This is a genomic window from Streptomyces sp. NPDC047117 (assembly GCF_040643545.1).
Classification (GTDB): domain Bacteria; phylum Actinomycetota; class Actinomycetes; order Streptomycetales; family Streptomycetaceae; genus Streptomyces.
Map to the genome: position 1 here is coordinate 93,513 of NZ_JBEYUN010000002.1, position 19,136 is coordinate 112,648.

Sequence of the window (19,136 nt, forward strand, 5' to 3'; positions counted from 1 at the left end):
GGCGTAGGAAGAATTACGCCGCAATGCCTACGGCCATACACAAAGTGGACGTCTGCACGTGCATCTGCCCTTGCATCTGCCGTACGCATTCGGAACCATGGACCTCGCACACATGCACGCTCGTGAAAGACCCGCGAGATCTGGGCACACCCGTCTGGATCGTGACGTCCGCGAACGCCAGGAGTGCCTCGCATGGGGACCAAGGTTTCGACCATGCTCGCGCCGTTATGGCAGGGGCTTCCGCCAGTCGACCCCGCAGCCATATCGGGCGCCGTCACCTGGACCCTGCGACCGCAGTACGAATCCGTGCGCGGCGCGCGCCAGTTCACCAGGGAAACGCTCCAGCGCTGGAACATGGACGAGCTTTTCGACAGCGTCGCGCTCGTCGTTTCCGAGCTGGTCACCAACGCGTTGCGGCACGCGGCCCCGGAACCCGGCGAATTGGTCGAAGGCGCGGCGTACGAAGAGGTCTTCCGAGCGGCCGACGCGGCTCCCCCGAAACTGCACCTGATCCGCTGGGCCGGCCGGCTGGTCTGTGCCGTGCGGGACAGCAGTGACGCCTCCCCGATCGAGGGCGAGGCGGACTTCTCCGCCGAATCCGGGCGCGGGCTCTACCTGGTGGACTCCTTCAGCGACAGCTGGGGCTGGCACCGGCTGGAGGACGCCGCGCACGGCAAGGTCGTCTGGGCGCTCTTCCAGCTGCCTCAGGTACCGGCTCAGGCGGCCGCGTCCCAGGCGAGCTGAGGAACTCCCGGCGCCATTCGCACAGATATATGCACGTGCAGATATCGCATGCAGGCGCAGCGGCCATTTCCGCGGTGACAACCCCTCCCGCGCGACCCCTCAATCACCCTCGTACGGGCCGGTAACCCGCCTCTCGGGACGACTGCGGTCAGTCCCGCATGAGGTGATCGAATTCACCATCCTTGATGCCGAGCAGCATCGCCTCGATCTCGGCCGGCGTGTAGACCAGCGCGGGCCCGTCGGGGAAACGGGAATTGCGCACGGCGACGTCACCGCCTGCCAGCCTGGCGAACTCAACACAAGAGCCTTGCGAGTTGCTGTGCCGACTCTTCTGCCACACCACTCCGACGAGATCCGATGCGGCCATGCCGTTGTACGCGTGGGGCACAGGTCTCTCCCGGTGAGAAATGGTGTCAACTGCCCGGGATCATAACTCTGTTCATATGCCGATGCTCGCGCAGATGCACGTGCACGACAGCGGGTGGCCAGCCCGTCACAGCTCGTCGAGCCCCTTCGTGTCCGCCGGACGCCTTCCCCACCACCCCCTCCCCCATGCCCGGCGGAGTACGGTCAGCGCGAGGCGTACGGCAGCAGCGCCATCTCCCGGGCGTTCTTGATCGCCGCGGCGATCTGCCGCTGCTGCTGCGCAGAAACCCTGGTGATGCGGCGGCTGCGGATCTTCCCGCGATCGGAAAGAAACTTCCGCAGCAGGTCGGTGTCCTTGTAGTCGACGTACGTGATCCCGGCCGCGTCGAGCGGGTTGGGACGCGGCGCGCTCTTCTTGCGCGGATCGGGGCGACGGGGCATGGCAGACATTTCCTTACGAACTCGTACGGTCAAAAGACGACTGAGAATTGATGTAGTTGCATGACGCACCCGTATGGCGGTTGACGGACGCGCCCTACGGCACCGGGTCGAGAAGCGCGTCGAACGCGGTGGACAGCCGCCGCCAGTGGTCCCGCCCCCGCGCGTACTCCTCGTCGGTGAGCAGGCAGGACTCCAGCAGCGCCGTCAGCCCCTCCCGGTCCAGGCCCGGCGAGGTGAAGACCAGGTGCTGCGCCCGGTCCCCGTGCTCGGGGTCCCAGTCCAGCGCGGCCGCGGCCCGGCGCACCGGCGGCACCATCTCCCAGGCGGCGTCCGGCAGCGAGGCAAGCCACGGCCCGGTGTTCTCCACGCAGAGCGCACCGCCCGCCGCGTCCCAGGACAGCAGCGTGTCCGGCCGGTCGGCCAGCCAGAAGCGGCCCCGGCTGCGCGCGGCGGCGCAGCACAGGTCCTCCAGCGCAGCGTGCAGCCGGCCGGGGTGGAACGGCCGCGAGCGGTGCCAGACCAGGGTCGAGACGTCCTCGTCCTCGGCCTCCTGCGGCAGCAGCGCACAGGCCGGGTGCTGGCGCGCGGCGGCGGCCGCCACGTCGAAGCCCGCCGTCGCCGCGGCCACCAGCTCCGGCGACTCCACCGGGATGCGCAGCGCCGTGGGGTGCAGCTGCGTCAGCAGCGCGTGATCCGACTCGTCGCCCGGCTCCTCACCGGGCGCGAGAACCAGCGCCGACGGGTACTCCAGCTGACGCGCCCAGGTGTCCGCGACGGTCCGCTGGTCGGAGGCGGCGGCCGCCAGCCCCGCCTCGGCGAGGTCGTCACCGCACCCGAGGTACGGCAGCAGCAGCGCCGGGTCGACGGCCGTCATGACGCCGGTCAGCACGAGCGCCTCGCTGCCGCAGGCGTCGAGCACCTCGGCCATCGCCTTGGGCTCGACGGAGTCCCACAGCTCCACGACGGCCAGCCGGCAGGTCCGGCCGTCCGCCAGCCGCTCCAGCTCGGGCACCAGGTCCTCGCGCAGCGCGCAGCAGGCACAGTCGTTGACCAGCGGCGCCTCGCCACTGTCCAGCAGCCCGGTGGCGTCCCGTACGGTGCGCCGCACGCGGCCGTCGGCGGCGGTGGCGAGGTCGTGGTGGAGCGCGACGCTGCCGGGGACCTTGCGCAGCAGCTGCTCGACGGCGGCCCGGCGGGCCTCCGCGTGCAGCCCGCCGACGATCACCACGGAGAGCCGGTCGCGGTCCATCAGCGGTCCCCGCGCTCGTCGCCGGCCGCGCGCCGGCCGCCGGGCGTCCGGGTGCCGTACCGGCGCTCGAAGCGCTCCACGCGGCCCGCGGTGTCCAGTACGCGCGCCGTCCCCGTGTAGAAGGGGTGGCTCGCCGAGGAGATCTCCACGTCGATCACCGGGTAGGTGTTGCCGTCCTCCCACTCGACCGTCTTGTCGCTGGTGGCGGTCGACCGGGTGAGGAAGGCGAAGTCGGCGGCCCGGTCGCGGAAGACGACGGGCCCGTACGCGGGGTGGATTCCAGGCTTCATGACGCTGCTCAGCGCTCCTCTCGGAAGTCGACGTGCCGCCCTGCGACCGGGTCGTACTTCTTCAGCACCAGTCGGTCGGGGTTGTTACGGCGGTTCTTGCGGGTGACGTACGTGTAGCCCGTGCCGGCGGTGGACCGGAGCTTGATCACGGGACGTAGTTCGTTGCGGGCCATACGGGCTACTATACAGAAACGGTTTCCATTTTCATTAAGAGCTCAGCAGGAGGTAGCTCACTTTGTCCGCCCACTGCCAGCTGACCGGCCGCGCGCCGGCCTTCGGCAACTCGATCTCCCACTCGCACCGGCGCACGTCCCGCCGCTTCGACCCCAACATCCAGCGCAAGCGCTACTGGCTGCCGAGCGAGAACCGCTACGTACGCCTGCGGCTGAGCGCCAGGGCGATCAAGACCGTCGACACCATCGGCGTCGAAGCCGCCGTCGCCCGCATCCGTGCCCGAGGGGAGCGCGTCTGACATGGCCAAGAAGAGCAAGATCGCGAAGAACGAGAAGCGCCGCGTCGTCGTCGCCCGGTACGCGGCCCGCCGCGCCGCCCTGAAGGCGATCATCCGCGACCCGAAGACGGCGGACGAGGAGCGCCTCAGTGCCCAGCGCGAACTGGCCCGCCAGCCGCGCGACGCCAGCGCCACCCGGGTCCGCAACCGGGACAGCATCGACGGCCGGCCGCGCGGCTACCTCCGCGCCTTCGGCCTCTCCCGCGTCAACCTGCGCGGACAGGCGCACGCCGGCCACCTGCCGGGCGTGACGAAGTCCAGCTGGTAGACCACCCGCCGGGGCCGGGGCCGGGGCCGCGTTCACACGCCCCTCGGCCCCGGTTTCCCTTTCGTACCCTTGTACGGGGCATACTGAGCGGAACGCCCTATTCCGTACCGCGCTCACGGAGGCGCGGCCGCGCACCCCACGGGAACGCACCCCTACGAGAGCGAGCCCCCATGTTCCGCAATGCCCTCGAGCCCTGGCACCTGGTGCTGATCCTCGCGGTCCTCGTCCTGCTCTTCGGCTCGAAGAAGCTGCCCGACATGGCCCGCGGCCTCGGCAAGTCGATGCGCATCCTGAAGTCCGAGACCAAGGCCATGAAGTCCGAGGCCACGAAGTCCGAGGCGGACGGGACCGCGGGCCCCGAGCGCGCCCGGGCGACCGTGGACGCCGGCCGGGAGTGACGGCCCGCACCGCCCGGGCCCGACCCGGGCGGGCGCCGAAGGGCCGTCAGAAGGTCCAGAGGAACTCCTCCATGACCGACGCCAGCATCACCGGCGTCTCGTGCATCGGGTAGTGGCCCGTGGCCGGCAGGGTGATCACCTCGGCGTTCGGGTACCAGGCCTGCCACGTGGCCCGCATGACGTCGGCGGTCAGGGCGAGATCGTGCTCCCCGACCACGACGCGTACGGGGACGGGGTTGCCGCGCACCGCCTCCGAGAGGTCCAGCGTGTGCCAGCTGGCGAGGTAGCGGGCGTGCGCCTCCGTACGGGAGGCCGCCATCGAGTGGCTGATCATCCGCTGCTGCCACACCCGGCCCGTGCGGTGGCCGGTCACGAGGTCGAGGATCGTACGGCGCTTCTCGGGGTCCTCGGACGCGCCGTAGAAGAGGGCCCGCGTCGGCTCGTCCATCGGGTACGGCCCTGCGGGCACGGGGGCGAGGCCGAGCAGGCGGGTCACCCGGCCGGGCGCGCGGACCAGCACCTGCTGGATCGCCTTCCCGCCCATCGAGTGCCCGACCAGCGCGAAGCGGTCCCAGCCGAGCTGATCCGCGAGGGCGAGCACGTCGTCGGCGATCTCCCCCAGGTCGTAGCGGCCGGGCACGTCCTTGCGCTCGCCGTACCCGCGGTAGTCGAGCAGCGCGTACGTGAAGGCGTCACCGTCGAGGTACTCCAGTGCCGTGCCCCAGGCCGCACAGGTGTCGAACCAGTCGTGCAGCACGATGACGTGGCGCGGGCCGGAGCCCACGAGACGGTGGGTGACGGACTGCTCGGTTCTGGTCATGCGGCGGCTCCCTCATAGACGGCCGGTCCCGTGGTGCTCGCCTCGTATGGTCCCGCCCTCCGCGGCCCCGGCACAGACGCAGACCGTCACGAACACCTATGCCACCGGGGTGACTTGCGTACCGGGCGGCTGTCGGTGGCCTGCGGTCCAATGGAGCCATGACACCGACGCTCAGGGTCTCCCACGACCAGGTGCTGGCCTGGCGGCTGCGGCAGCAGAGTCTCGTGCCCCGCGGTACCGCGTCCGTCGCCGCGCTCGCCGGGCGGCTGGCCGGAGTGCAGGCCCAGGTCGCCTCGTCCGCCGAGCTGGCCGTCGCCGTCCGCCGCCGCCGGCCCGCCGCCGGCGCCGTGGACGCCGCGCTCGCGGACCGCTCGGTGGTCAGGACCTGGGCCATGCGCGGGACGCTGCACCTGCTGCCCGCCCCGGTGCTCGGCTCGTACCTCTCGCTGCTCGGCGCCGCCCGTACGTGGGAGAAGCCGGCCTGGGAGAAGGCGTTCGGGGTGAGCCCGCGGCAAGTGGCGGCGCTGGGCGAGGCGGTCGACGAGGAGCTGGACGGGCGGCAGCTGACCCGAGAGGAGCTGGTGGCGGCCGTCTGCTCCCGCAAGGGCCTGTCCGGGCTCGGCGAGCAGCTCTCCTCGGGGTGGAGCGCGGTGCTCAAGCCGCTGGCGTGGACCGGCCGGCTGTGCCAGGGCCCGCCCCGGGGACGGAACGTGACCTTCACCGCGCCGCGGTCCTGGGTGCCGGACTGGGCCGGTGTGCCGGACCCCGAGACGGCGTCGGGCACGGTGCTCGCCGCGTATCTGGGGGCGCACGGCCCGGCCACGCCGGCGGCCTTCGACGCGTGGCTGCTGCGCGGCGCGACCCGTAAGGCGGTGCTGCGGGGCTGGTTCGCGGCGCTCGGGGACGCGCTCACGCCGGTCGAGGTGGACGGGGTGCCCGGCGCGTACGTGCGCAGCGAGGACGCCGACGCGCTGGCGGCCGCGCGGCCCTCCCGCGAGGTGCGGCTGCTGGCCGGCTTCGACCAGTACGTCCTCGGGCCCGGCACGGCCGATTCCCGGCTCGTCCCGGCGCAGTACCGCAAGGAGGTCAGCCGTACGGCCGGGTGGATCTCCCCCGTCGTCGTGCACGGTGGGCGGGTCGCGGGCGTCTGGGCCTTCTCCGACGCCGCCGTGGACGTCGCCCTCTTCAAGGACCACGCGGCGGAGCGCGGGCCGGTGCCGGACGAGGGCCTGGCGGCCGAGGCGGCGCATCTGGCGCGCTGCACGGGCGTGGACCGCCCGGTGTCCGTCCGGGTGATCTGAGGGCCGGGCGGGCGGCGGGAACCGTCGCCGAGGGGGATTGTCGGACCCCGGTGCGAAACTCGGGCGTATGCGGTGGGTGGTGGGTGCTTCCGGGAGCGGGGGTGTGCGGCTGTGCGCGGTGGACGGGGCGGGGCAGCCCGCCGGGCCGGTGGCCGAGGAGCCGGATCTGGTGGCGGCGGTGCGGGCGCGGCCCGAGGTGGAGCGCTGGGTGTGGCGGTCCACGGCGGAGTCGTACCGGAAGCTGCTGGCGGCCGGGGTGCGGGTCGAGCGCTGTTACGACGTCGAGGCCGCCGAGGCGCTGCTCATCGGGCACGAGGAGGGGCAGTCGGGCCAGCCGCGGTCGCTCGCGGCGGCCTGGGCGCGGCTGCGCGGCCTGCCGGTGCCCGAGGACCCGCCCGTGCGGAGCGCGGACACCCAGCCGTCGCTCTTCGAGGCGGGTCCGGTGCCGCTGCCGTCGGGCACGGACGAGTTCTCGGCGCTGCTGGAGGTGTACGCGGGCCAGCTGGCGCGTACGGAGAAGACCGAGCGGCCGGAGCGGATGCGGCTGCTGCTGGCGTCGGAGTCGGCCGGGATGCTGGTCGCCGCCGAGATGCGGCGGGCGGGGGTGCCCTGGCGCGCGGACGTGCACCGCGCGCTCCTGGACGAGCTGCTCGGCGAGCGCTATCCGGGCGGCCTGGAGCCCCAGCGGCTGGCGGAGCTGGCGGACGAGGTGTCCCGGGCCTTCGGGGCGGGCGTGCGGGTCCGCCCCGACCTGCCCGCCGACATCGTCCGGGCCTTCGGGCAGGCCGGCATCAAGCTGACCTCCACCCGCAAGTGGGCGCTGCAGGCCCTCGACCATCCGGCCGTCGCCCCGATCCTGGAGTACAAGCGGCTCTACCGCGTGCACACGGCGCACGGCTGGTCCTGGCTCCAGCAGTGGGTGCACGAGGGCCGGTTCCGCCCGGAGTACCTCCCCGGCGGCACGGTCTCCGGGCGCTGGGCCACCAACGGCGGCGGCGCGCTCCAGATCCCCAAGGTCATCCGGCGGGCCGTGGTCGCCGACCCCGGCTGGCGGCTGGTGGTCGCGGACGCCGACCAGATGGAGCCGCGGGTGCTGGCCGCCGTCTCCCGGGATCCCGGGCTGATGGAGGTGGCGGGCAGCGGCCGCGACATGTACGCGGACCTGGCGGTCCGGGCCTTCGGCGGGGACCGCGCGCAGGCCAAGCTGGCGCTGCTCGGCGCGATCTACGGCCAGACCTCGGGCGACGCGCTCAAGCACATGGCGGACCTGCGGCGCCGCTATCCGGCAGCGGTGGCGTACGTGGACGACGCGGCGCGGGCGGGCGAGGAGGGCCGCCTGGTGCGCACCTGGCTCGGCCGCACGAGCACGCCCGCCTCGGTGGCGCTGCCCGACGAGGCGGGCCTGCCGCAGGAGGAGGCCCCGGCCTCGTACGGCAGCACGGCGGGCGACCGGGCCCGCGGCCGCTTCACCCGCAACTTCGTCGTGCAGGGCAGCGCGGCCGACTGGGCGCTGCTGGTGCTGGCCGCGCTCCGCCGGTCGCTGCACGAGTCCGGCATGCGGGCGGAGCTGGTCTTCTTCCAGCACGACGAGGTGATCGTGCACTGCCCCGAGGAGGAGGCGCCCGCGGTCGCCGGGGCCATCGCGGCGGCGGCCGATCTGGCGGGCCGCATCGCCTTCGGGGCCACCCCGGTCCGCTTCCCGTTCACCACGGCGGTGGTGGAGTGCTACGCGGACGCGAAATGAGGCGCGGCGCGGCCGGGCGGGGCACCGTACCGCCCGGCACGGGGCCGCGTACGAGCCGGGGGACGGCGCCCGTACAGGCTCTAAACTCCGAGGAGGCCCCGGTGCGGCCGGCCGGGCCGTGAGGACGTCGATGACCGCCATCCGGGAGAGGACCAGCGTTGACCGGTACCGAAGGGACAGCCGACGGCACTGCCGAGGGGACTCCTGACGCCGTGCCTCCGGCCGACGACGCCGCGTCCCCGGCCAAGCTCAGCCCCAAGGACCGCCGGAAGCGGATCGCGGACCGGGTGCTGGCGGAGGGCCAGGTCAGCATCGAGGATCTGGTCAGGGAGCTGGGCGTCAGCCAGATGACCGTCCACCGTGACCTGGACACCCTGGAGCACCAGGGCTGGCTGCGGAAGGTGCGCGGCGGCGCCACCGCCGCGCCCAACGCCCTGTTCGAGTCGAACGCGCGCTGGCGCGGCAGCGAGCACGTCGCCGCGAAGGAGGCGATCTGCGCGGCCGCGCTGGCCATCGCGGAGCCCGGCCAGGCGGTGATCATCGACGACTCCAGTACGGCCCTGCCGCTGGCCCGCTCGCTCTCCGGACGCGGCGCGTACACCGTGATCACCAACTCCCTGCAGGTGATCAACGAGCTGGCCGACGAGCCCGACATCCGGGTGATCGCGCTGGGCGGCGAGTACCACGCCGCGTTCAACGCTTTCCTCGGCATGTCCACCGCGGACATCGCGCGCAGCTTCCGCGCCGATGTCGCCTTCCTGTCCACCTCCGCCGTCGACAACGGCCACTGCTACCACCAGGCGCAGGAGAACGTCCTGGTCAAGCGGGCCCTGATGGCGGCGGCCCGGCGCAAGGTGCTGCTGGTGGACCACTCCAAGTTCAGCCGCCAGGCGCTGTACGAGCTGGCCCCGCTGGCCGACTTCGATCTCGTCATCTCCGACCAGGATCTTCCGCAGGAGGAGCAGGAGGCGCTTCAATCGCTGGGTGTGCGCTACGAATTGGTGGCGACCGACGGCTGAGGCGGAGGCGGCGGACGTGCGCGGACCACGGGACGGAGCGGTGCATGAGTGAGCTGGAGCGGATCAACCCGGCGCAGTTGTCCCCGCCGACCGGCTTCAGCCACGCCGTGCGGGCCGCTCCCGGGACGCTCGTCCTGCTCGCCGGGCAGACGGCGCTGGACGGCGCGGGCCGGATCGTCGGCACGGGCGTCGTCGAGCAGTTCGCGCAGGCGCTGACGAACCTGCTGGCCGCCGCGGAGGCGGCCGGGGCCGGCCCCGGGGACCTGGGCAAGCTGACGGTGTACGCGGTGGACGTGGCCGACTACCGCCGCAACGCCGCCGCGATCGGCCGGGTGTGGAAGCAACTGGTCGGCACGGACTACCCCGCGATGGCCGTGATCGGCACGACCCGCCTGTGGGACGAGGCCGCGCTCGTCGAGATCGAGGGCATCGCGGTCGTCTCCTGACCACGCCCGGCCGCGCGGCGCCGGCTGCCGGCCCTCACCGGCCGTACCAGCCCACCAGCGTCTTCTCGTCGGCGTCCGTGAGCGTGATCCGGAAGAGTTCGCCGAGCACCCGCGGCAGCTCGGCGGCGCCGACCTCCCGCACGTCGCGGGAGTAGTCGGTACCGGTCAGCGTCAGCTCCGTACCGATCAGGGTGCGCCGCAGGCCGTGGTCCGGGCGCTGCACCACGAGGCGCTGAACGAACGGCGACCGCGGGTGGGTCGCGATGTAGTGGTTGAAGACGGCGAAGTCGACGGCGTACCGCGGCTCCGCCCCGAAGGAGTACAGGTCGAACCAGCCCTCGGGGTGCAGCGACCGCACGACCCACGTGCGCTCGCCGTCCGGGTCCGCCGCGTCGACCCGGTCGATGCCGAAGGTCCAGCCGCCCTGCCGCTCCTGGTACCCGGCGCGCAGCGGCAGCGGCGCGAGCAGCGCCTCGCCGCCGAAGCCGACGTCGGTGATCCAGTCCTCGCCGTCCAGCCGGACCTTGAGCAGCGCGTGCGTGGTGGGGCGGATCCTGTCGTCGCCCATCCGGATGCGGGCGCCGAGCCCGGAGACGGCGAACCCGAGCCGCTCCAGCGCTGCGGCGTAGAGCAGGTTGTGCTCGTAGCAATAGCCGCCGCGGCCGCCGCTGACGAGCTTGTCCTGGAGGCTCGGCACGTCCAGCGCCACCGGCCGGCCGAGGAGCACGTCGATGTTCTCGAAGCCGATGGCCGTGACGTGGGCGGCCTGGACCGCGCGCAGCGTCTCCAGGGTGGGCGCGCGGTCCCCCGCGTACCCGATGCGCGCCAGGTAGGCGTCCAGGTCCAGCTGTTCACCGGACCAGGCCGACTCGGACATGGTGTCTCCTCCGGACGGACGACGGGGCCCGGTCCGCGCGCGAACCGGGCCCCGGATGGCACAGGCGATTCTGCCTGGCCGTCATGTCACTTCCGGTGGCGGGCCACCTCGGCGGCGTCCTTCTTGAACGCCCAGGTCATCTTGGGTTCCATGGCGAACCGGAACATCCGCTGCACCGGCGGTGTGCACAGCACCGTGATGATCGAACCGGCGATCAGCGTCAGCGCGATCGCGCCGAGCGGGGTGTGCATCCAGTGGGCGTCGTACCAGTCCCAGAAGCGCGACCCCTTGGCCAGGAAGCCGTGCAGGAGGTAGCCGTACAGGGTGCCGGCGCCGAGCGCGGTGAACCACATCTTGCGGCCCGGGACCCAGGCGAAGAAGCACGCCACCAGGACCAGCGAGCAGCCGAACATCGCCAGCGTCATGACCGCACCGGACCACCACGGGGCGGCCATCTCCTGGGCGCTGTCGCGGTGGTAGAACCACGCGGCGTTCATCCGGGGCGCGGCCCAGTACGCGAAGACCAGCGCGGCCGCGAAGACCGGCACCGCCAGCATGCGGGCGCGCTTGTTGCGCACCAGCAGGAAGTGCTCGGGCTTGAGGCACAGGCCGATGACGAAGAACGGCAGGAACTGCAGCACGCGCTGGAGGTCCAGGTCGTCACCGATGTCCGGCGAGACGGACGCCAGGACGGCGATGGCCAGGGCCAGCGGGACGGGCCAGCGCACGATCTTCCAGATCGGCGTGGTGAGCCGCCAGACGAACAGCGCGACCAGGAACCAGGTCAGGTACCACGGGTCCAGCAGGCTGATGGGGTACGAAGGGTCGTCGTCCGCCACCCGCTTGAACAGCGTGTACGCCGTCTCGAAGAGGATGTACGGCACGGCGACGCCGGTGATCAGCCGCTGCAGCCGGTCCTTGCGCATGTCGAAACTGCGCGAGAAGTAACCGGAGATGATGATGAACGCCGGCATGTGGAACGCGTACACGGTGATGTACAGCGCGGCCGCCGACCGGCTGCCGTCCCGCAGCGGTTCCCACGAATGCCCCATCGCCACGAGGACGATGGCGAGGTACTTGGCGTTGTCGAAGAAGGCGTCGCGCTGTTTGCCGCTCTTCGCCTGCGTGTCCCGCTTCCGGCCGGTCTGCTGGCCGCCACCGGTGACCGCGTGGTCCTTGACCGCGGTGTCCGCGGCCCCCGGTGCGGACCGGGTAGGAGGAAGGGGAGTGCGTCGCTCACTCTGCGACTGCGCGAGATTGTTCACGTCCCCTCCCCCAGGCAACCCAGGGAGAGAATTCTCCGTCTTACCGGAATTGCGGGGAGCGAGGCAGCTGAGAACATCAGAGGCACCCTAGCCCGGCACGCCGAATCCCGTAAATCCTCTCCTCACATGCTTCACATGCCATGTACGTCACACGCCGGGCGGGTAAGCGGAATGCGCAGGTCAGAGGATGACGCCGTCGATTCCGAAGGCGGAGAACGCCCGTTTGGCCTGATTGGCCGACACGCCCCAGGTGTGCACTTCGAGCCGCTCGGCGTGCGGACCCCACAGGCTGTGCACAGCGGACACATAGGTCGAACTCAGGTCCTTGAAGGGCGGATTGATCCAGTCCGCGAACCGGGCGTACTCCGGGAGCTTGGCCCGGCTCGGCGTACCGAGCACCGCGGTACGGACGTCCGGCTGGAGCGCGTGCACCTTGCGGACGGCGTCGACGCCGAAGCTCTGGATGACGAGTCCGTCCATGACATGTGCCGGGTCCAGCCAACCCGAACTCCGCAGCTGCGTGAGCACCTGCTTCTCGATACCGGGGTACTTCTCCGGATTCTTGATCTCCAGCAGGAGGTTCTGGCCGTTGCTGTCCAGCCGGTCGAGGTAGGACGCGAGGGTGGGCACCCGCTGGCCCGCGTACTTCTTGCCGAACCAGCTCCCGGCGTCCAGCTTGGCGATCTCGGCGGCGGTGAAGTCCCCCACCCGCCACGGCGACCGCTTGGGGAAGACCTTCTTGGCGTTGGTGGTCCGCGTGAGCGTGGCGTCGTGGATGACGACCAGCTTGCCGTCCTTGGTGCGCTGTACGTCGTTCTCGACCCACTCGACGTCGCGCCGGTCGGCCTCGTCGACGGCGGCGAGGGTGTTCTCGGGTGCGTACTTCGCGGCCCCCCGGTGCGCGACCACCGTGGGGCCGTCGAGCGGCAGCCCCTTCTGGGCGGAGACCAGATGGACCGGGGCCGGCGGGGCGGCGGCACCACCGCCCCCGGCACCCGCGTCGGCGGCGAGCACCGCCGCGAAGAGAAGGACGAAACCGGCTGCGGCGCTGCGGACGGCGCTTCGGAGCATGGGGCCTCCTGGACGCTGGCGGCGGGCCTCGCACGCCGGACAGGGCGGACCACCCCTGCCGGGCGCCGGAGAGCCCATGACAACTCCCACCACAATTGCACCAGTTTATCCGTTTTCCCATTCCTGTGCGCCAGGCGGGCTACCCACCCCCGGCAAACCGGCCGGAAGAGGGCCGGGACATGGCGAAAAGACGCTGAGTAATTGATTGGCCAACGCTCGGCCTGCGCGTTCCCCACACGTCACACGAGGGACCGCAACTCCGGGAGTACATCGGCGTCCGTACCGTCCAGCGCGGCCAGCGACAGCCGCCACTGCGCACCGGACTCGGCGCCGCGCCCCAGTGCGCGCAGCACATGCCCGTACTCGTACCGCGCCTTCCCCGAGGTGTACGCGTCGCCGCGCACTTCGGCCAGGGCCAGCAGCTCCTCGCACTCGCGCGCCGCGCGGTCCGCCCGCGTCAGCCGTCGCAGCGCGCGGATGAGCCCGAGCCGGCTCTCGGAGACCGTGTGCCAGTCGGTGGCGTCCTCCGGCGAGTGCAGCGCCGCCTCGAAGTGGCCGATGGCCTCCTCCGGTTCGCCGAGCGTGAGGTAGGCGCAGCCGATGTTGCAGCGCGCCGTCTGCTGCAACGGTGCGCTGTCCAGCCGTACGCCCGTCTCCAGGCTCCGCCGGTGGAACTCGATGGCCTTGCGCGCGTCGGTCAGCTCGAAGAGGTTCCCCAGGTTGCTGAGGCAGACCGCCACCGCGTGGTCGTCGCCGAGCCGGTGCGCGTACGCCAGCGCCTCCTCCTGCGCCGCCGCCGACTCCTCGGGCCGTCCCAGCACGTACAGGAGCAGCCCGCGGTTGCCGAGCGCCCGCTGGAGCCACTCGTCGTCGCCCAGCAGCCGCGACTTCGCGATCGCCTCGTCGATCAGCGTGAGCGCCTTCTCGTAGCGCCCCGACATGAAGTACGCGCCGGCCAGGTCGCTCATCGCGACCAGCTCCGCGGCCGCGTCCCCCGACTCCCGCGCCGCCGTGCGTGCCAGGCCGCTCAGCTCGGTCAACTCCCGCACCCGGCCGCGGCCCTGCAGATACGGCGCGAGCATCCGCACCAGCGTCACCGCCGCGTCCCGGGCGTGTTCCGTACGGATGTGCCGGGTCACCAGGCAGCACATCACCGCCAGTTCGCGGTCGCCCCAGGCGCACGCCTCCTCGCCGACCGCGAAGGGCGCGGCCCCCTCCGCCGGCTCGCCCGCCAGCCGCACCTCACGGAAGCGCGTCGCCGGCAGGAACACCCGGACGGACTGCGCGGCCCGGGCCGCGAACCACTCCACGCCGCGCCGTACCGCCGCCGCCCGCTCCGCGGCCTCCTCGTGCCGCGCGGCCACCTCGCGCGCGAAGTCCCGAACGAGGTCGTGCGGCGCGTACCGGCCGAAGGCCACCTCCTCCAGCAGCGCCACGTCCACCAGCCGGTCCAGCGCGGCACAGGCCCGCCGGACACCGGCGTCCATCAGCCGGGCCGTCAGCTCCGTCTCGTACTCCGGCAGGTCCAGCGTCCCCATCCGGCGCAGCACCAGCGCCGCGTCCCGGTCGGCCGACCGCTCCGAGGCGACCAGTGCGTCGTACGCGACGGCCAGCGGACGCCGCACACTCAGGTCGTCGTACTCCAGGTGGTCCAGCCGCCCGTCCTGCCCGTCCAGCAGCTCGACCAGCGCCTCGACGGTCAGCGCACGGCGGGCGGCCAGCCGCGCCGCGACCACCCGCAGCGCCAGCGGCAGCTGGCCGCACAGCTCCGCCAGCCGCCGCGCCGCCGGACTGCCGGGCGGCACCCTGCCCTGCCCCGAGACCCGGCCGATCAGGTCCACGCTGTCCCGCTCGGTGAGCCGGGCCAGCGGCAGGTGCACCGCGCCGTCCAGCGCCGCCAGCGGCGACCGGCTGGTGACCAGCACCGCGCAGCCGGGATCCGCCGGGAGCAGCGGGCGCACCTGGGCGGCGCCGGCGGCGTCGTCGAGGACGAGGAGCACCCGGGCCCCGGCGAGCGTCGAGCGGAACAGCGCCGCGGCGGCGTGCACGTCGTCCGGCACCCGGCCCCTCGGTACGCCGAGGTCGCGCAGCAGCGCCTCCAGCCCCTGAAGCGCGGTCATCGGCGCGCCCCCGGGGTTGGCGCCGCGCAGGTTCAGGAAGAGCTGCCCGTCCGGGTAGCGGTCGCGCAGCCCGTGGGCGACGTGCACGGCCAGCGCGCTCTTGCCGACCCCGGCCATGCCGCTCAGGACGGCGGTGGCGGGCCGGTCGGTGTGCGGCGCCAGGGCCTCGTACAGGGCCCGAACCTGCGCGTCGCGACCCAGGAACGGGGTCGGCGGCGGCGGGAGTTGGGCGGGCCGGGGCGCGGGGCCGGCACCGGCGTCCGTGCTCGGCCCGGCACCGGCGTCCGTGCTCGGCCCGGCACCGGCGTCCGTGCTCGGCCCGGCAGCGGCTTCCGTGCTCGGCCCGGCAGCGGCTTCCGTGCTGAGCCCGGTGCCGGCTGCCGTGCCGACGGGCGGGGCCCCGTCGTGCGCCGCGTCCGGTACGCAGCGTTCGTGGTCGCCCTCAAGGGCGCCTTCCTGCGCCGCCCGTCGGCCAGGGATGTTCGCCTCTCGTCGGCCGGGGATGCCCGCCTCTCGTCGGCCAGCGGTGCTCGTCTCCGGCTCCGGGTCGTCCCGCAGCACCTCCTGGTACGCCTCCTGTACCGCCGCGCCCGGCTCGACGCCCAGGTCCTCCACCAGCCGCCGGCGCAGCGTGTGGAAGACCGCGAGCGCCTCCGCCTGCCGCCCCGTGCGCCGCAGTACCAGCATCAGCTGCCGGTGGCAGGACTCGCGCAGCGGATGCTCGGCGACCAGCCGCGACAGCTCGGGCGCGAGTCCCCCGTGCCGTCCCAGCCGCAGCTCGGAGTCGTACCGCCACTCCAGCAACTGGAGACGTTCCTCCTCCAATTGGCGCACGAAGGGCTGCGTGTCCAGCGCCTCGTGCACCTCCTCGGGCAGCCCGTCCAGCGGCCGGCCGCGCCACAGGGCCGACGCCCCGGCGGCCTCCCGGAGCACCTCGGCCCAGTCCCCCTGGGTGTACGCCTCCCGGGCCCGCCCCACGGCCGCGGTGAACTCGGTGCTGTCCAGCTCACCGGCGCCGACCCGCAGCAGATAGCCGGGCGCCACCGAGCGGAGCCGGCCGTCGCCGTCCGCGCCGAGCGTGCGGCGCAGCCGTGTGACGTGGTTGTAGAGCGAGGCGTTGGCCGAGGCGGGGGCCCGCGCGCCCCACAGCGCCTCCTTGAGCACCTCGACCGGTACGACGCGGTTCGCGCGCAACAGGAGGGCGGCCAGCAGCGCCTGGCCCTTCACACTGTTCAACGGCCGGGCGCCGCCCGCACCGTCGTCCACCGTCAACGGGCCCAGCAGGCCGAACCGCATGTTGCTCCTCCGTACAGACCGACCCGTTGGCCCCATGGTTGGCCACATGTTAGTCAGCCGTTGGACCCGTCCGATGAGATCGTCACATCGGATCCGGCCCGTCGGTGCGCCGGCGCGCACACCGTCCGTCGGGGGAGCGCAACCGCCGAGCCGGATCCGCGGCAGTACGGCTGCTGTCCGGCCGCTGTCCGGGAGGTTTTGACGGCGGCCGAAGAGTGACAGTCTCTGGGGGACCGGTCAGCCTCGACAGGGAGCCTCGCGTGGAAAGCGACCACAGCGGTAGCGACGACGACTGCGGTACCGCCCCGGACGAGGCCGTGCGGCAGCGAGCCGTCGCCCTCGTCCAGCAGATCCTGGACCGCGCGTACGAGGGAGAGGCCGAGCTCTACGCCCACCTGGACTGGCTGGAGCAGGCCCTGCGCTGCCGTTACATCAGCGACTTGATCTTCTGGCCCGACGTGCCGCCCAGCGCCGAGGAAGTCGTCCGCCAGGCGCTGTCCTTCGGACCGGCCATCCCCCGGCCGCGCGGTGCCCCGACGGACCGTACGAACACCCGGCGCTGAGCGCCGAGAAGCCGAGGAAAGGCGCCGACCGCCTGCCCTCCCCGCCTCGCCCCGCCGGGCACCGGCTCAGGACGCCCGGGAGCAGTTCACAGCGGGTGCGAGGTGGACACCGTGCGCGGCGCCACGGGCACCCGGCCCATCCGTGCCATGGGCGCCCGCGCCGCCGTCCGGGCCGGCACCGCGGCGCGTACGGGCATGCCGGGGCGTGCCGGAGCCCCGGCGCGCGCCGGGGCCGCCACCGGAACCGGCGCCGCGCCCCGCACAGGGGCCGCGCCCCGTGCGGGCACCCTCGCCGGTCCCGTCACCACGGCGGGCAGCCGCGTACCGGGCGGACCGCCGGGCCGGCCGGGGCCGCCGGGCCCCTGGCCGGTACCGCACACCGTGTCCTCGTGCGGCCAGCCGGCAGCGGCGGGCCGCCGGACGGTGCCCGCCCGCCACTCGGCGAGCAGCCGGTCGTAGATCGGGGTCGGCTCCATCCCGGGGCGCGGCACGGCTCCGGGGCGCTGTCTTTCGAGAAAGAGCTCCACGCCCGGACCAACTCGAAGCCATGGCCGGAGGTTGCGGCCCGACCCCGGACCGGGCCCCGAATACGCCTGGACCGGGGACGGCATGAAGATACGTTCCAGCGCCTCCGAACAGGCCTGCTGTGTACGGGAGGCGGGGCGGTGCCGGAGGGTGAGGACGGCACCGCCCCGCGAAGGCCCACGCATCACGGCCGGTGACACGTTCCGCCACACCCAGTGCAACGCCGTGCGGGCCGGGAGGTAATGACTCCGGGCCCGCTGCCACCCGGCCGGACACGCCGGCGAGCCGACCGGCCGTACGCACCGCCCGCACCGGCCGTCCGCCGCGCGCCCCGAATGGCCGCAGCCCCGCCGCTTCCGCCGCTCCGCGCGAAACGGCAGGTCAGACAATGTGACCGGGAGCAACTGCCCCACACAGTCGGTAGTCGATGAATTGCGCGTGGCGACCGCCCTTTGCACCGTGACGGTATCTCGGCGTCCCCGACGCACCGCTCGGCAGTGCCCTTCGCAGGTACCGCCTTGCCCACCGCCGACCGCCTCGACCGGTCACCCGAAAGGACCCCCATGCGCATGCCCCGGAAGCCCGGACTCGTCGTCACCTCCGCCGTCTGCGGCGCCCTAGTCCTCGGCACGGCCGGCCCGGCCACCGCTGCGGCCACCGAACGGACCGCCGCGCCCCCCGACGTGACCGCCCCGGCCCCCGGCGCCGACACCCCGCAGAGCAGCAGTTCCGGCGGCCTGCTGGGCGCCCTCTCCGACGTGCTCCACGTGGTCGGGGACGCGCTGAAGACCGACGACAAGAAGTCCGCCGCGCAGACCAAGACCGAGGCCCAGGCCATCGCCGGCGAGCTGTCCAGGCTCCAGGGCCGCGACCTGATGTCCACCCCGGACTACCCCGCGGACCAGTCCGGCCTGACCGGCAGCGACGCGCCTGCCGACATCTACGCCCAGGCCGCCCCGTACGCCCGCACCGACCACTCCGGGGCGGACACCAGAGCCCCGGCGCGTCCCGAAAGCCAGGTGCCGGCCCCGCAGCGCGCGCAGGAGCAGGCCATCGGCGTCCTGCACCACAAGCTTCTCGGCCTGGTGGCGGCCCTCGGGTCCAACGACCGGGAGGACCTCGCGACGGCCGCCGAGGAGACCGTCTTCGCCACCAGCGACCTGGCCAAGACCATCCTCGGCAACGTCCAGCGGCCCTGGGGCCAGGCGCCCGGCGCGTCCGGCATGCCCCAGCAGTCGCCGTACTCCCGGCCGCCGGCCGGCGAGACACCGGACGTGGACTACTGAGCGTCGCCGGCCCTGCCCGGCTCCTCCCGCACCCGGGCTAACTCCTTCGGCCCACACCCGGCATAACCCGCGGCCGTGACCGTCGGTTGTACGTGGACGTGGACATGATGGACGACGACGAGCACGCGGACCGGCAACCGCCGCGCGTGCCCCGGCCCGGCCGCTGGGTGCGGGAGGAGCCGACGCCGATCTACGACCGGCTGCTGGCCGAGTGGCACGCGCGGGGCCCGTTCCCGCCCCGCCGCGAACTCCCCGACGACGCCGAGCCGCAGGCCGGCCCGGACCGGCCGCCGCTCCGGGCGCCACGGGTGCCCGACCCGCCGCGGCCCCGGCCGCCCCGCCAGCGGCCGTACGAACTCTGACCGTACGGCCTCCGCACCGTAGGGACCACGGCCGTTCGTACGGACTGCCCCGGCCGCCGCCCACCCGCGGCGCCCGGGGACGTCGCCGTGTCCGCCCGGGATACGCCCGCGCACCGGCCGGACAGCAGGAAACCCGGGCCGCACCCCGCGAGGGGTGAACGACCCGGGTTCCCG

Annotated in this window: 22 protein-coding genes; 11 read left to right on the forward strand and 11 right to left on the reverse strand. The window is 73.2% G+C overall.

The window, feature by feature from the left end; genetic code table 11:
- Window positions 1-192: 192 nt before the first annotated feature.
- Window positions 193-744, forward strand: a complete 552-nt coding sequence (locus ABZ840_RS03510; RefSeq protein ID WP_361552652.1) for an ATP-binding protein — start codon at window positions 193-195, stop codon at window positions 742-744.
- A 148-nt stretch (window positions 745-892) separates the two neighbouring features.
- Here the strand turns inward: ABZ840_RS03510 and ABZ840_RS03515 are convergent, their stop codons facing one another.
- From ABZ840_RS03515 to rpmG, 5 genes are all read right to left on the reverse strand, one after another.
- On the reverse strand, window positions 893-1,132 hold the full coding sequence (locus tag ABZ840_RS03515; RefSeq protein WP_361552655.1) for a DUF397 domain-containing protein: 240 nt from the start codon (window positions 1,130-1,132) through the stop codon (window positions 893-895).
- 182 nt (window positions 1,133-1,314) lie between these two features.
- The gene (gene rpsR, locus ABZ840_RS03520) at window positions 1,315-1,551 is read right to left on the reverse strand and encodes a 30S ribosomal protein S18 (RefSeq protein WP_031058550.1); all 237 of its coding nucleotides are present in this window, start codon (window positions 1,549-1,551) and stop codon (window positions 1,315-1,317) included.
- A gap of 94 nt (window positions 1,552-1,645) precedes the next feature.
- Window positions 1,646-2,800 (reverse strand): GTP-binding protein, encoded by a 1,155-nt coding sequence (locus ABZ840_RS03525; RefSeq protein ID WP_361552659.1) that lies wholly within the window; start codon window positions 2,798-2,800, stop codon window positions 1,646-1,648.
- Window positions 2,800-3,090: a type B 50S ribosomal protein L31 gene (locus tag ABZ840_RS03530; RefSeq protein ID WP_361552662.1), complete on the reverse strand. Its 291-nt coding sequence runs from the start codon at window positions 3,088-3,090 to the stop codon at window positions 2,800-2,802. The genes ABZ840_RS03525 and ABZ840_RS03530 overlap by 1 nt, the downstream gene beginning before the upstream one ends.
- A gap of 8 nt (window positions 3,091-3,098) precedes the next feature.
- Window positions 3,099-3,263 carry a 50S ribosomal protein L33 gene (rpmG, locus tag ABZ840_RS03535; protein ID WP_030260286.1) on the reverse strand — a complete coding sequence of 55 codons (165 nt, stop codon included), beginning with the start codon at window positions 3,261-3,263 and terminating at the stop codon, window positions 3,099-3,101.
- A 62-nt stretch (window positions 3,264-3,325) separates the two neighbouring features.
- Between rpmG and rpmB the strand changes: the two genes are divergently transcribed.
- The 3 genes from rpmB (at window position 3,326) to tatA (ending at window position 4,267) form a co-directional block, all read left to right on the forward strand.
- Window positions 3,326-3,562, forward strand: coding sequence for a 50S ribosomal protein L28 (gene rpmB, locus ABZ840_RS03540; protein ID WP_361552665.1), 237 nt, complete (start codon window positions 3,326-3,328; stop codon window positions 3,560-3,562).
- Between the two features lies 1 nt (window position 3,563).
- Window positions 3,564-3,869: a 30S ribosomal protein S14 gene (rpsN, locus tag ABZ840_RS03545; protein ID WP_361552668.1), complete on the forward strand. Its 306-nt coding sequence runs from the start codon at window positions 3,564-3,566 to the stop codon at window positions 3,867-3,869.
- 170 nt (window positions 3,870-4,039) lie between these two features.
- Entirely contained in the window at window positions 4,040-4,267 is a 228-nt protein-coding gene (tatA, locus tag ABZ840_RS03550) for a Sec-independent protein translocase subunit TatA (RefSeq protein ID WP_361552671.1), read from the forward strand.
- Window positions 4,268-4,313: 46 nt separating this feature from the next.
- Here tatA and ABZ840_RS03555 read toward each other — a convergent pair whose 3' ends face one another.
- A complete protein-coding gene (locus tag ABZ840_RS03555; RefSeq protein WP_361552674.1) occupies window positions 4,314-5,087 on the reverse strand; it encodes an alpha/beta hydrolase in 774 nt (257 codons plus the stop codon).
- 158 nt (window positions 5,088-5,245) lie between these two features.
- On the opposite strand from ABZ840_RS03555, the gene ABZ840_RS03560 reads away from it, so the two are divergent.
- The 4 genes from ABZ840_RS03560 to ABZ840_RS03575 all read left to right on the forward strand — a co-directional run bounded on the left by ABZ840_RS03560 (window position 5,246) and on the right by ABZ840_RS03575 (window position 9,597).
- Window positions 5,246-6,388 carry a winged helix DNA-binding domain-containing protein gene (locus ABZ840_RS03560; protein WP_361552677.1) on the forward strand — a complete coding sequence of 381 codons (1,143 nt, stop codon included), beginning with the start codon at window positions 5,246-5,248 and terminating at the stop codon, window positions 6,386-6,388.
- A 67-nt stretch (window positions 6,389-6,455) separates the two neighbouring features.
- Window positions 6,456-8,132 carry a bifunctional 3'-5' exonuclease/DNA polymerase gene (locus tag ABZ840_RS03565; protein WP_361552680.1) on the forward strand — a complete coding sequence of 559 codons (1,677 nt, stop codon included), beginning with the start codon at window positions 6,456-6,458 and terminating at the stop codon, window positions 8,130-8,132.
- A gap of 158 nt (window positions 8,133-8,290) precedes the next feature.
- Complete coding sequence (locus ABZ840_RS03570) at window positions 8,291-9,151, forward strand: DeoR/GlpR family DNA-binding transcription regulator (RefSeq protein ID WP_361552682.1); 861 nt, start codon at window positions 8,291-8,293, stop codon at window positions 9,149-9,151.
- Window positions 9,152-9,195: 44 nt separating this feature from the next.
- Window positions 9,196-9,597: a RidA family protein gene (locus ABZ840_RS03575; RefSeq protein ID WP_361552685.1), complete on the forward strand. Its 402-nt coding sequence runs from the start codon at window positions 9,196-9,198 to the stop codon at window positions 9,595-9,597.
- Window positions 9,598-9,631: 34 nt separating this feature from the next.
- On the opposite strand, the gene ABZ840_RS03580 is transcribed toward ABZ840_RS03575, so the two are convergent.
- The 4 genes from ABZ840_RS03580 to ABZ840_RS03595 all read right to left on the reverse strand — a co-directional run bounded on the left by ABZ840_RS03580 (window position 9,632) and on the right by ABZ840_RS03595 (window position 16,226).
- Window positions 9,632-10,474, reverse strand: a complete 843-nt coding sequence (locus tag ABZ840_RS03580) for an arylamine N-acetyltransferase (protein ID WP_361552688.1) — start codon at window positions 10,472-10,474, stop codon at window positions 9,632-9,634.
- An 86-nt stretch (window positions 10,475-10,560) separates the two neighbouring features.
- Complete coding sequence (locus ABZ840_RS03585; RefSeq protein ID WP_361552690.1) at window positions 10,561-11,739, reverse strand: acyltransferase family protein; 1,179 nt, start codon at window positions 11,737-11,739, stop codon at window positions 10,561-10,563.
- 180 nt (window positions 11,740-11,919) lie between these two features.
- Window positions 11,920-12,810 (reverse strand): glycerophosphodiester phosphodiesterase family protein, encoded by an 891-nt coding sequence (locus tag ABZ840_RS03590; protein WP_361552693.1) that lies wholly within the window; start codon window positions 12,808-12,810, stop codon window positions 11,920-11,922.
- A gap of 239 nt (window positions 12,811-13,049) precedes the next feature.
- Complete coding sequence (locus ABZ840_RS03595) at window positions 13,050-16,226, reverse strand: BTAD domain-containing putative transcriptional regulator (protein WP_361552696.1); 3,177 nt, start codon at window positions 16,224-16,226, stop codon at window positions 13,050-13,052.
- A 260-nt stretch (window positions 16,227-16,486) separates the two neighbouring features.
- Here ABZ840_RS03595 and ABZ840_RS03600 point away from each other — a divergent pair, with 260 nt between their 5' ends.
- A complete protein-coding gene (locus tag ABZ840_RS03600) occupies window positions 16,487-16,789 on the forward strand; it encodes a hypothetical protein (RefSeq protein WP_361552699.1) in 303 nt (100 codons plus the stop codon).
- 86 nt (window positions 16,790-16,875) lie between these two features.
- Here the strand turns inward: ABZ840_RS03600 and ABZ840_RS03605 are convergent, their stop codons facing one another.
- Window positions 16,876-17,280, reverse strand: coding sequence for a hypothetical protein (locus tag ABZ840_RS03605; RefSeq protein WP_361552702.1), 405 nt, complete (start codon window positions 17,278-17,280; stop codon window positions 16,876-16,878).
- A gap of 603 nt (window positions 17,281-17,883) precedes the next feature.
- Here ABZ840_RS03605 and ABZ840_RS03610 point away from each other — a divergent pair.
- Complete coding sequence (locus ABZ840_RS03610; protein WP_361552704.1) at window positions 17,884-18,600, forward strand: hypothetical protein; 717 nt, start codon at window positions 17,884-17,886, stop codon at window positions 18,598-18,600.
- Window positions 18,601-18,692: 92 nt separating this feature from the next.
- Window positions 18,693-18,962 (forward strand): hypothetical protein, encoded by a 270-nt coding sequence (locus ABZ840_RS03615; RefSeq protein ID WP_361552706.1) that lies wholly within the window; start codon window positions 18,693-18,695, stop codon window positions 18,960-18,962.
- The last annotated feature ends 174 nt before the right edge of the window (window positions 18,963-19,136 follow it).

Bases quoted from the DNA above. Each gene is read 5' to 3' on its own strand.
- ABZ840_RS03510 (WP_361552652.1), top strand. From the start codon at position 193: ATGGGGACCAAGGTTTCGACCATGCTCGCGCCGTTATGGCAGGGGCTT.
- ABZ840_RS03530 (WP_361552662.1), bottom strand. From the start codon at position 3,090: ATGAAGCCTGGAATCCACCCCGCGTACGGGCCCGTCGTCTTCCGCGAC.
- ABZ840_RS03580 (WP_361552688.1), bottom strand. From the start codon at position 10,474: ATGTCCGAGTCGGCCTGGTCCGGTGAACAGCTGGACCTGGACGCCTAC.
- ABZ840_RS03560 (WP_361552677.1), top strand. From the start codon at position 5,246: ATGACACCGACGCTCAGGGTCTCCCACGACCAGGTGCTGGCCTGGCGG.
- ABZ840_RS03590 (WP_361552693.1), bottom strand. From the start codon at position 12,810: ATGCTCCGAAGCGCCGTCCGCAGCGCCGCAGCCGGTTTCGTCCTTCTC.
- ABZ840_RS03565 (WP_361552680.1), top strand. From the start codon at position 6,456: ATGCGGTGGGTGGTGGGTGCTTCCGGGAGCGGGGGTGTGCGGCTGTGC.
- rpsR (WP_031058550.1), bottom strand. From the start codon at position 1,551: ATGCCCCGTCGCCCCGATCCGCGCAAGAAGAGCGCGCCGCGTCCCAAC.
- ABZ840_RS03610 (WP_361552704.1), top strand. From the start codon at position 17,884: ATGCCCCGGAAGCCCGGACTCGTCGTCACCTCCGCCGTCTGCGGCGCC.
- rpmG (WP_030260286.1), bottom strand. From the start codon at position 3,263: ATGGCCCGCAACGAACTACGTCCCGTGATCAAGCTCCGGTCCACCGCC.
- rpsN (WP_361552668.1), top strand. From the start codon at position 3,564: ATGGCCAAGAAGAGCAAGATCGCGAAGAACGAGAAGCGCCGCGTCGTC.
- tatA (WP_361552671.1), top strand. From the start codon at position 4,040: ATGTTCCGCAATGCCCTCGAGCCCTGGCACCTGGTGCTGATCCTCGCG.
- ABZ840_RS03595 (WP_361552696.1), bottom strand. From the start codon at position 16,226: ATGCGGTTCGGCCTGCTGGGCCCGTTGACGGTGGACGACGGTGCGGGC.
- ABZ840_RS03525 (WP_361552659.1), bottom strand. From the start codon at position 2,800: ATGGACCGCGACCGGCTCTCCGTGGTGATCGTCGGCGGGCTGCACGCG.
- ABZ840_RS03575 (WP_361552685.1), top strand. From the start codon at position 9,196: ATGAGTGAGCTGGAGCGGATCAACCCGGCGCAGTTGTCCCCGCCGACC.
- ABZ840_RS03555 (WP_361552674.1), bottom strand. From the start codon at position 5,087: ATGACCAGAACCGAGCAGTCCGTCACCCACCGTCTCGTGGGCTCCGGC.